General features: G+C 72.8%; 5 protein-coding genes and 2 pseudogenes. 5 read left to right on the forward strand and 2 right to left on the reverse strand.

Annotated features, from left to right (window positions below; translation table 11 throughout):
- Positions 1 to 186: 186 nt before the first annotated feature.
- Both ACFVX6_RS40110 and ACFVX6_RS40115 read left to right on the forward strand, forming a co-directional pair.
- On the forward strand, positions 187 to 1,218 hold the full coding sequence (locus tag ACFVX6_RS40110; RefSeq protein ID WP_389699527.1) for an ATP-binding cassette domain-containing protein: 1,032 nt from the start codon (positions 187 to 189) through the stop codon (positions 1,216 to 1,218).
- Positions 1,215 to 2,066 (forward strand): ABC transporter permease, encoded by an 852-nt coding sequence (locus tag ACFVX6_RS40115; RefSeq protein WP_389699528.1) that lies wholly within the window; start codon positions 1,215 to 1,217, stop codon positions 2,064 to 2,066. Before ACFVX6_RS40110 ends, ACFVX6_RS40115 begins: the two co-directional genes overlap by 4 nt.
- 56 nt (positions 2,067 to 2,122) lie before the next feature.
- On the opposite strand, the gene ACFVX6_RS40120 is transcribed toward ACFVX6_RS40115, so the two are convergent.
- Positions 2,123 to 6,241 carry a BTAD domain-containing putative transcriptional regulator gene (locus tag ACFVX6_RS40120; protein WP_389699529.1) on the reverse strand — a complete coding sequence of 1,373 codons (4,119 nt, stop codon included), beginning with the start codon at positions 6,239 to 6,241 and terminating at the stop codon, positions 2,123 to 2,125.
- 60 nt (positions 6,242 to 6,301) lie between these two features.
- Here ACFVX6_RS40120 and ACFVX6_RS40125 point away from each other — a divergent pair, with 60 nt between their 5' ends.
- Together ACFVX6_RS40125 and ACFVX6_RS40130 are read left to right on the forward strand one after the other, a co-directional pair.
- Positions 6,302 to 7,126, forward strand: coding sequence for a site-2 protease family protein (locus ACFVX6_RS40125; protein WP_389699530.1), 825 nt, complete (start codon positions 6,302 to 6,304; stop codon positions 7,124 to 7,126).
- A 67-nt stretch (positions 7,127 to 7,193) separates the two neighbouring features.
- A pseudogene (locus ACFVX6_RS40130) lies at positions 7,194 to 7,503 on the forward strand (transposase); the annotation flags it as partial.
- 25 nt (positions 7,504 to 7,528) lie between these two features.
- Here the strand turns inward: ACFVX6_RS40130 and ACFVX6_RS40135 are convergent.
- A pseudogene (locus tag ACFVX6_RS40135) lies at positions 7,529 to 7,805 on the reverse strand (IS5/IS1182 family transposase); the annotation flags it as partial.
- Positions 7,806 to 8,408: 603 nt separating this feature from the next.
- On the opposite strand from ACFVX6_RS40135, the gene ACFVX6_RS40140 reads away from it, so the two are divergent.
- Positions 8,409 to 8,800: hypothetical protein (locus ACFVX6_RS40140; protein WP_389699531.1), on the forward strand; the 392-nt coding region annotated here is incomplete at its 3' end.

Consider the following 8,800-nt stretch of genomic DNA (forward strand, 5'->3'; position numbering starts at 1 on the left):
CCGCACCGACAGGTGCGGTGCCGGCCGGGGCCGGTCGGTGCCCGGTCGGTGCCCCCGCCGATGCCCCCGCCGATGCCCCGGCTGGTGCCCCGGCTGGTGCCCCGGTTGATTTGTCGGTCGGCTGTCGATTCGCCGTCGGTCGCCTGTCGGTTGTTTGTCGGTGGGTTGTCAGTGCCGTCTGGTCCCATGGTGGACATGACGCGAAACGACAAGAATCCCCTGAACGGCTCGAACGCCGTGGAGGTCCGGGGGCTGGTCAAGCACTACGGCGAGACCAAAGCCCTCGACGGTGTGGACCTCGATGTCCGCGAGGGAACCGTGCTCGGGGTCCTCGGCCCCAACGGCGCGGGCAAGACCACCCTGGTGCGCATCCTCTCCACCCTGATCACCCCCGATGCCGGCAGCGCCCGGGTCGCCGGCTTCGACGTGGTCCGCCAGCCGCGGCAGCTGCGCCGGACCATAGGCCTGACCGGCCAGTACGCCTCGGTCGACGAGAAGCTCTCCGGCTGGGAGAACCTCTACATGATCGGCCGGCTGCTGGACCTGTCCCGCAAGGACTCCCGCAGCCGCGCGGACGAGCTGCTGGAGCGGTTCTCCCTCACGGACGCCGCCAAGAAGGCCGTGATGACCTACTCCGGCGGCATGCGGCGCCGGCTCGACCTGGCCGCCTCGATGATCGGCAGCCCGGCCGTGCTGTACCTGGACGAGCCGACCACCGGTCTGGACCCGCGCACCCGCAACGAGGTGTGGGACGAGGTGCAGCGGATGGTCGCCGAGGGGGCCACCGTTCTGCTCACCACCCAGTACATGGAGGAGGCCGAGCAGCTCGCCAGCGAGCTGACGGTCATCGACAAGGGCAAGGTCATCGCCAACGGCAAGGTCGACGAGCTGAAGGCCCGCGTCGGCGGCCGGACCCTGCGGATCCGCCCCACCGACCCGACCGACCTGCCGGGCATGGCCCGCTCCCTGGCCGAGGCCGGTCTGGACGGGGTGTCCGGTTCCCAGGCCGTCCCGGACGAGGGCGCCCTGCTGGTGCCGATCCTGGCCGACGAGCAGCTGACCGCCGTGGTGGGCCTGCTGGCGGCCCGCGGGTACGGGATCTCCGACATCAGCACCTACCTGCCCAGCCTGGACGAGGTGTTCCTGTCCATCACCGGACAGAAGCCCACCGTCGAGGACTCCATCCCCAACCAGCAGACCGAGGAGGTCGCGGCATGAGCACCGTAACCACGACGAAGCCCAGCCCCACCGCGGCCGCCCCGGCCGGCGGGCCCGTCCTCGCGGACGAGGGCCGGATCGGCCTGCGGGGAAACCTGCGCCACATCGGCGCCCTGGCACGGCGCAACGTCCTGCAGATCAAGCAGGACCCGGAGTCGATGTTCGACGTCCTGTTCATGCCGATCATCTTCACTCTGCTGTTCGTCTTCGTCTTCGGCGGCGCGATCTCCGGCAAGGGCAACCAGGGCGAGTACGTCAACTACGTGGTCCCGGGCCTGATGGCGATGATGGGCATGAACATCGCCATGGGGGTGGGCACCGGGGTCAACGACGACTTCAAGAAGGGCGTGATGGACCGCTTCCGGTCCATGCCCATCGCCCGTTCCTCGGTCCTCATCGCCAAGATCGTGGTCGAGCTCGGCCGGATGATGGTGGCCATCGCGATCCTGCTCGGCATGGGCTTCCTGCTCGGCCTATCCATCAAGGGCTCGATACTGGACCTGTTCCTGTCCATCGGGCTCTCGGCGGTCTTCGGTTCCTCGCTGATGTGGATCTTCATCCTGCTGGGTCTCACCATGAAGACCCCCCAGGCGGTCCAGGGCATGGCGATGCTGGTCCTGATGCCGCTGCAGTTCGGCAGCTCGATCTTCGCCCCGCCGACGACGATGCCCGGCTGGCTGCAGAGCTTCACCGACGTCAACCCGCTGTCCAACCTGGCCGACGCGGCCCGCTCCCTGATCAACGGGACCCCACTCGGCAACTCCGTGTGGATCACGCTGGCCTGGTCGGTCGGCATCACGCTGGTGACGATGCCGCTCGCCGTGCGGAAGTTCCGCCAGAAGACCTGATCCCCGGACCGGTCCGTTCCGGATCGCGTCCCGGGCGGACCCCAGTACGGGTCGGGTCAGACGAGGGCGGTGGCCTCCTCCAGGGTGAGGCCGCCGCCTTCGGCGTACGCCGCCTCGTACGCGGCGTCGCCGAGCGCCGCCCGGGCCAGGCCCTCGGCCTGCTCCAGGTCGGCCCGCTCGGTGGTGACCGGGAAGTGCCGGGGCGGCAGCTGGGCGCCGTAGGCGCCGATCAGCCGCGCAGCCTCGTACGACCGCTGCGGGCCGCCGACTCCGGCGTGCGAGAGGGCCGCGGTGAGCAGGTAGACGGCCGGCAGCTGGGGGGCCATCAGCAGGGCGAGCGGGTCCTGCACGGACTCGATGGCCTGCCGGAGCAGGACGAGCGCGTCCTCGTACTTGCCCTCCTGGTTGTCGAGCCAGGCCATCGTGCCGAGCACGAACCCGTCGAAGACGGCGTACGCGCCGAAGGAGAACTCCTCGCGCAGGGACTCGAGCTGCGCGCGGGCCTCCTCGGTGCGGCCGGTGCGGCCGTACACCCCGGCGAGGAACATCCGGGCGGCGGGTCTGGCCTCGTTGCCGACGTGCTGGACCGCGGGGAGCAGTTCGGTGAGCAACCGCTCCGCCTCCTCGACGTGGCCGTCCTCGACGAGGGTCCCGGCCATCCGCACCTGCAGGACCGCGACCTGGGCCTGCGCGCCGAGCCGCCGGGCGTGCTCGATGGCGGCGCGGAAGTCCTCGGCGGCCAAGCCGTACTCACCGTGCTTCTCCCGGGCCTCGGCGCGGGCGGAGAGCGCCTCGGCGCAGCCCCAATCGTCGCCGAGCTCGCGGAAAATGGCCAGGCTCTCCTCGGCGTCGCGGGCGGCGTCGCCGGCCCAGTCCGCGCGGTTGGCCAGCACGTTGGCGCGCAGCTGGAGGGCGGAGGCGAGCTCCCAGCGGTAGCCCAGCCCGCGGGCGGTCTCGACGGTCTCCTCGATGGCCTCGCGGAGCAGGACCGGGTCCCCCGCGATCATCACGGCGTAGATCCACAGGACCCCGGGGGCCACGCAGGTCTGCGGCAGGCCCGGACGGTAGGCGGCGAGCATGCCGTCGACCCGGGTGCGGATCTCCGGGCTGGACCAGCTGACATCGGCCTGGTCCTGGGCGGCCAGGCACATGATCTGGATGCCGCGCCACGCCTCGGTGAGCAGTTCGCCCTCGTACGGCGGGGGCGTGTCGACGACCCGTGCGTAGACGGGCTCGGCGGGAACGACGGGCTCGGCGAAGGGGTCGGGGCCCAGGGCCGCGGCGGCCGCGGACCAGTGGCGGAGCTCGGTCCGCAGGTCGTGCATCTGCCAGTACCAGACGAGGGAGTGCAGCAGGCAGAGCACTTCGCCGGCGTCCTTGAGGGCGACGGCCCGGCGCATGGCCGTACGGAGGTTCTCGTACTCGGTGATGATCCGGTCGGCGGCCTCGCGCTGGCCGTGGCGGCGGAGCAGCGGCTCGGTGGTGCGGGCGAGTTCGCGGTAGTGGGTGAGGTGGCGCCGCTCGGTGGCGTCGCGGTCGTCGCCGGCCTCTGCGAGCCGCTCGGTGGCGTACTCGGCGACGGTCTCCAGGAGGCGGTAGCGCATGCCGCTGCCGGCGCTGTCGGGGGCGGCGACGACGAGGGACTTGTCGACGAGGGAGCCGAGGAGGTCGGCGGCGTCGAGGCCCTCGGCGTCGTCGGTGCAGACGGCCTCGGCGGCGTCGAGGTCGCAGCCGCCGGCGAAGACGGACAGCCGGCGCAGGACGGCCCGTTCGGGCTCGTCGAGCAGGTCCCAGGACCAGTCGACCACCGCGCGCAGGGTCTGCTGGCGGGGGAGGTGGGTGCGCGAGCCGCCGGTCAGGAGCCTGAAGCGGTCATCCAGCCGGTCGGCGATCTGGCGTGGGGTGAGCAGCCGCAGCCGGGCGGCGGCCAGCTCGATGGCGAGCGGCATCCCGTCGAGCCGGCGGCAGATCTCCACGGCGGCGGCCGGGTCGTCGTCGACGCTGAACCCGGCCCGGGCTGCGGCCCCGCGGTCGTCGAGCAGCCGCAGCGCGACGGGGTCGGGCAGGGGTTCCACCGGGCGCAGGGTCTCCCCCGGCACGCCGAGGGGTTCGCGGCTGGTGGCCAGGATCTGTACGCCGGGGCAGCGCGCGAGCACTTCCTCCGCGAGGCGGGCGGCGGCGTCGACGACGTGCTCGCAGTTGTCGAGGATCAGCAGCATCCGGCGCCGCGCACAATGCTCTGCGAGGCGATCGAGGGGGTGGTCCCCGCGCTCGGTGAGCACCCGCATCTCCTCGGGGGAGCCGGCGCGCAGCTTGGTCTCCCGAGCCCCGAGCGCGAGGAGCACGGCCTCGGCGACGTCCTCCGGATCGTCCACGGGAGCCAGCTCCACGAACCACACCCCGTCGGCCCAGGCCGGGGCGAAGCCGGTGCCGCCGGCGGTGGGACGGGGGGCAACCGGGGCGGGGCCGGAGCCGCCGGGGGCATGGCCGGGCCCCTTGGCGGCCGTGGCAGTGCTGCCGGGGGCGGAGCCCTCGGAGGAGGGCCCTGAGTGCGCGCCGGCGGTGGAGGCGTAGTCGGCCGACGGGTGCTCCGGGGTGGCGGGGCGTGCGTCCGGCGTGCCGCGGCCGGCCCGTGCGTGGGCCTCGGCGGCCTCCTGCGACAGCCGGGTCTTGCCCGCGCCGCCGGGTCCGAGCAGGGTGACGAGCCGGGCCCGGGCGAGGTCGTCGCCGATGACCCGGATGTCATCCTCCCGCCCGACGAAGGTGGTCAGCCGCATCCGCAGATTGCCCGCACCCGGTCCGGGCGGAACAGCCCCCGCCCCGGTCGACGGCTCGGCTGCGTAGGGGTCACCGGTCCCCGGACCGGCCGACGGCCCGGGCCCGGCGGTGTGGTCGGAGTCCGCTCCGGCAGGTCCGGCCGGGTAGCCGGCGTCCGTCCGGTCTGGACCCGACGGGACCGCGGCGGTGGTCCCGGGCAGCGCAGCAGGGTGGGGCCCGGCCCCGGACGGCACCGAGGGGGACCCGTGCGGCTCGGCCGGGGTGGTGGGCCGGCCGCCGGGGCTGAGGCTCGTCCCGGGCGCGCCGGGACCGGTCGGGGTGGCGGAGCCACTTGGCATCCCGGCGGGCACGCCGGGACCGGTCGGGGCGGTGTTGGGACCTGGGGTGGTCCCGGCAGGGACCGGTGTAGTCCCGGCAGGGACCGGTGTGGTCCCGGCAGGCGCGGCAGGCCCGCCCGGGTTCGCTCGGTCCGGCGGCGTGGCGGCGGGGTGGCCGGGTACGCCGTCGGGACCGGGGTCGGGCTGCGCGGGCCGGGTGGGTTGCCGGTCGGTCCGGGCGGTCCCGGGGAGGGGCTCCGACTGGGCGGTTGCGGCAGTCGGACCGGACCGGACCGGACCGCTCGGGGCCGGGGGAAGCGGCCCGGATCCGGCCGTCGGGGCGCGGCGCGGCGTGTCGGACGGTGTGGGGGGCAGGGGGGTCAGCAGGGCCGTGTGGAGGGTGCGGAGGGTGGGGCCCGGGGTGGTGCCCAGGCGGGTGGCCAGGTCCCGGCGGACCTCGTCGTAAGCGGCCAGCGCCTCCGCCGGGCGGCCCGCGTCGCGCAGCGCCCGGATGCGGAGGGCTTGCAGCGGCTCGTCCAGCGGCAGCCCCGCGCACAGCGCGGTCAGCTCCGGCAGGACCCGCTCGGCCTCCCCCAGCGCCAGCGCCGCGTCCAGGCGGCCCCGGCGCGCGTCCAGCCGTAGCGCCTCCCAGCGGGCGGCCTCCGGCCCGGAACCCGGCAGGGAGCTCAGCGGCTCGCCCCGCCACAGGGCCAGGGCCTCGTCGAACAGGGCGGCCGCCTCCGCCGGGGAGGCCTGCGCCGCCGCCCGCGTCAGACGCTCGAAGCGGTACAGGTCGATGTCGTCCCGACCGGCGACGAGCCAGTAGCCGCCCTCCCCGGACCCCACCGCCTCGCGCCCCAGCACCCTCCGCAGCCGCCCCACGAGGGCCTGGAGCGCCGCGGGGCCGTCCGCCGGCGGGTCGCCGTCCCAGACCTCCTCGATCAGCGAGGCCGCCGGCACCGCCCGCCCCGGCCGCAGCGCGAGCGCGGTCAGGAGCGCGCGCAGCCGCGCACCGCCGACGGGTACGGTGCTCCCGTCGTCGCGGATGGCCTGGGTGGTGCCGAGCATCGCGTAACGCACCGGCCCATTGTCTCCGGCCCGGAGCTCCCCCGGGCGCCGCCTCCGGGATAGGTTCGCCGTATGGGTCCCCAGGGCAGTCAGAACCGTAGCCACCACCGCACTCACGACCGCGGCGACCGGCAGATCAGTCCGGTGTTCCTCGGCATCTTCGCCGTCATGGCGGTGACGGGGTGGGCCGTGTGGACGGGCTACTCGACCAGCACCGGTCTGGCGGTCTTCCTCTTCGTCACGGCGGCCTGGATCGTTTCCCTGTGCCTGCACGAGTACGCGCACGCCCGCACCGCCCTGCACAGCGGCGACCTCAGCGTCGGCGCGAAGGGCTACCTGACGCTGAATCCCCTCAAGTACACGCACGCGCTGCTCAGCATCGTCCTGCCCGTCCTCTTCGTGATCATGGGCGGACTGGGTCTCCCCGGCGGCGCGGTGTACATCGAGCGCGACCGGATCGAGGGCCGGTGGCGGCACAGCCTCATCTCGGCTGCCGGGCCGCTGACGAACGTCGCGTTCGCGGCCGTCTGCACGGCCCCGTTCTGGTTGAACGCCCTGGACGGGGTCCCGATCCCGTTCCGCTTCGCGCTGGGCTTCCTGGCGCTGCTCCAGGTATCGGCGGCGATCCTGAACTTCCTGCCGGTTCCGGGCCTGGACGGCTACGGCATCATCGAGCCCTGGCTCTCCCACCGGATCCGCCGCGAGGTGGCGCCGCTGGCGCCGTTCGGCCTGCTGGCCGTGTTCGCGCTGCTGTGGATCCCGGAGATCAACGCGTACTTCTTCGACGCGGTGTACGGCGTGCTGTCCGCCCTGGGCGTGAGCGAGCTGGAGGCCTACTGTGGCCGCGACCTCTACCAGTTCTGGCAGGACACCAACGGCTTCTGCCAGGCGTCCTAGTCTTCTGAGCCTTGAGTTCTGTTCATATCCTGGCCTGCGCCGAGGGCGCCTCGAACAAGGATGCGGCCGTCCGGTGCCGCCGATGATGCCAGGGGTCCCGGAGCGGTCAACGCACGACCACGTCCGCACCGGCACAACCACCCTGTTTGGTGCCCGCAACGTGGCGCGCGGCAAGGTGATCGGCTCCCCGCACCGCAGGCATCGCGCCGAGGAGTTCAAGAAGTTCCTGGTCAAGCTCGACAAAGAAGTACCGGCCGGCCTGGACGTCCATCTGATCTGCGACAACTAGGCCACCCACAAAACACCGGACATCAAGAAGTGGCTGCTCGGTCCACCCCCGGTTCCGCCTGCACTTCTTCCCGACCGGATCGTCCTGGCGTGGCGTTGTAGTGGCGGGCTCGTTCGTCGTGGGCGGCCGCTGATCTGGCCGATTCGTTCGGGGATGGTGGAGGCGACGCCGCGCCTGCGCAGGTAGGCGCGGATCTTCCGGGACGAGTGGCCCTTGTCGCCGACCACCCGCCGGGGGCGGGTTCGGGGCCGGCCGGTGCTCGTGAACGCGAGGGGGCGTCCGCGGCCGTCGCAGGCGAGGTGGATCTTCATGCTCAGTCCGCCGCGGGACCGGCCGAGTGCCTCGCGGGTCCAGGGCCCCTTTTCGGGCCCCGGCCGCGTGCTGATGGGACGGCCCGGCCCGGTCGCCGACGCCGAGCGCCGGGGTTGCGGATCCGCAAGGCAGCTGCCGGAGACCGGCATCCCGGGTGCGAGGACGGCAGGGGGCCGGCGCCCGGGGCGGTCTGCGGCCGGGCTTCGCCGGGGGAAGCCCTCGTGCCCGCTGCCCGCACACCGCCGCCGGAGCCTCGCCGCGTGCTGGCGCTGTGCAGCCGTCGTCACGGCACCGCCAGCCTCCTCCACCCTCGCCTGGCCACTTCCACGGCACGGCTGGCGGAAGGGAACCGGGGCCCGTACCTCAGGGCCGGGCATGTCCCTGCGCGTGGTTTCACCCGATGCCGCGTCTTGAGCCTCGGCTGCGGACTGCGCGCCGAAACCGACGCGCGGATGCCCCTGCGGCCCTCTGGAACCCGTCCGATCGAGGCTGCGGCTCATATCAAGAGCAGCCCACGGCGTCAAGGCACGACTTTCGGTTACATGACACCAGCTTTATTCGCAGGCTTTACTTGAACCACGCCCTCACCGGAAAAACATTCCGGACCATACGGGGCCAGAGATATAGCCACCTTGGATCGCGGGACGGCATGAATCCCCCGCAAAACGAATGGAGAATCCGATGATGAAGCGTTCTCACACCCGCCGTATCGTACTGGCCGCCGCCTCTGCGGCACTGTCGGCCGGTATCGTTCTGCCGGCCTCCGCCATGGCCGCGCCGGCCCCGCAGACGGCACAGACCACAGTGGATCACGTAACGACGAAGTGCAAGCACAACAAGGCCAAGTGCAGGATCAACACGCCGAACACGCCGAACACCCCCAATACCCCGAACACCCCGGGTGGTGGCGGCGCCAATACCCCGAACACGCCCAACACGCCTAACTCCCCGAACACCCCCGGTGGTGGCGGCGCCAACACCCCGAACACGCCCAACACGCCTAACTCCCCGAACACCCCCGGTGGTGGCGGCGCCAACACCCCGAACACGCCCAACACGCCTAACTCCCCGAA

The organism is Streptomyces sp. NPDC058289, assembly GCF_042880975.1.
GTDB classification, from domain to species: Bacteria; Actinomycetota; Actinomycetes; order Streptomycetales; family Streptomycetaceae; genus Streptomyces; species Streptomyces stoeckheimensis.

Excerpts from the sequence above, each read along its gene's own strand:
- ACFVX6_RS40110 (WP_389699527.1), top strand. The coding sequence starts at position 187 with ATGGTGGACATGACGCGAAACGACAAGAATCCCCTGAACGGCTCGAAC.
- ACFVX6_RS40125 (WP_389699530.1), top strand. The coding sequence starts at position 6,302 with ATGGGTCCCCAGGGCAGTCAGAACCGTAGCCACCACCGCACTCACGAC.
- ACFVX6_RS40115 (WP_389699528.1), top strand. The coding sequence starts at position 1,215 with ATGAGCACCGTAACCACGACGAAGCCCAGCCCCACCGCGGCCGCCCCG.